1 protein-coding gene is annotated in these 1,714 nt (G+C 43.3%); it reads left to right on the top strand.

The features are described from left to right. The first annotated feature begins 75 nt into the window (after positions 1-75). Positions 76-1,625, top strand: a protein-coding gene (locus ACTNDN_RS24795; protein WP_284561140.1) for an IS3 family transposase whose coding sequence is annotated in 2 segments (ribosomal slippage) — positions 76-553 and positions 553-1,625 — 1,551 coding nt in all. Because the reading frame shifts where the segments join, the coding sequence is not laid out codon by codon here. Positions 1,626-1,714: the final 89 nt, after the last annotated feature.

Here is a 1,714-nt window from a genome sequence, read left to right as displayed (position 1 = left end):
CCCCCTCTGTTAGGATAGATGTCGTACGATACTTTAGTGTTATACTTTAAGTAAATAACACGGAGGTCGATCGATATGAAAGAAAAAAATGGAGTACGATACTCGAAGGAACAAAAAGAGGCAATTGTTAAACGAATGATGCCACCACATAACGAATCAGTGGCTACTATCTCGAAGGAAGAAGGCATCACAGAACCAACGTTGTACAAGTGGCGTAAGGCTGCACGTGAAGCTGGTGTGGCAACGCCTGGCAATGGACAAACAAGTGACAAATGGACCAGTCAAGATAAGTTTTTAATCGTGATGGAGACCTTTGCGATGAACGAAACGGAATTGGCTGAATACTGTCGTAAAAAGGGTTTGTACCGTGAACAGATTGAATTATGGCGATCTGTTTGTCTCCAGGCAAACGGACAAGTATTTGATCAATCAAAGCAGTTATCTGGTGCGTTAAAGGAAGAACAGAAACGGGCAAAACAGTTAGAAAAAGATCTTCAAAAGAAGGAGAAAGCATTAGCGGAAGCTGCGGCGTTATTATTACTTAGAAAAAAGGCCCAAGCGATTTGGGGGGACGACGAGGAAGAATGATTAGCCCATCAAATCGCGCATTAGCTGTAGAACTCATCCAAGAAGCCAATCAAAATGGTGCGCGGTTAGCGAAGGCTTGTGAGGAACTTTATATTAGTGTACGAACCTACGAGCGCTGGGTGGCAGATGGTAAGGTTAAGGTCGATCAGCGTCCCTTTGCGAAAAGACCTGTTCCAAAAAATAAGTTGTCCGAGGAAGAGAAAAAGGAAATACTCGAGGTTGTTACACAAGAAGAATATGCCGACTTACCGCCGACACAAATTGTCCCAAAGCTTGCGGATAAAGGAACATATATTGCGTCAGAATCTACGTTTTACCGTGTTTTACGTGAAGGAAAGATGCAACACCACCGTGGACGTAGTCAAAAGCCAACACGAAGAATCCCCGAGAGTCATCTGGCCACATCGCCAAATCAGGTGTGGACATGGGATATTACGTGGCTTGGTGGACCTGTGAAAGGCTTGTATTATCGCCTCTATTTAATACTCGATCTATTTAGTAGAAAAGCAGTTGGGTGGGAAGTATGGGAAAAGGAAGAAGCGACACACGCTGAATCACTTGTAAAAAAAGCAGTCATTAATGAGAAAATCCAAGGGGCACCACTGGTGTTGCATTCAGACAATGGGAGTCCGATGAAAGCTGAGACCTTTTTAAGTTTACTTGAGAAGTTGGGGATCCAAAGTTCCTTTTCAAGACCACGTGTAAGCAATGATAATCCTTATTCAGAAGCCATGTTTCGAACACTTAAATACCGCCCTGATTATCCGCATAAGGGCTTTACCTCACTTGAAGAAGCCAGACAATGGGCACACCAATTTGTCCATTGGTATAATCATATTCATCTGCATAGTGGGCTGAATTATGTAACACCGGCACAGTGTCATGCCGGAGAACACGTAACCATATTGACAAAGAGAAAAGACGTATATGAAGCCGCAAAAGCGAAGCATCCAGAACGCTGGGCGAGGAGTCTAAGAAATTGGACACCTATTGAAAAAGTAGCACTTAATCCAATGCGTGATGAGGGAAAAAGGTAACGTTGAGTCCGCCTTAATACACTTTATTCCCTGATGATTTGAATGGAAAGAATGGATTTCCTTTCCATTCAAATCATCAGGCCAGCAAG

Origin of the sequence: Niallia sp. HCP3S3_B10 (assembly GCF_052064465.1) — a bacterium.
Lineage (GTDB): Bacteria > Bacillota > Bacilli > Bacillales > Cytobacillaceae > Niallia > Niallia hominis.
Note: the sequence above shows the minus strand (reverse complement) of the source record. Positions and strands in the feature narration are given on the sequence as shown.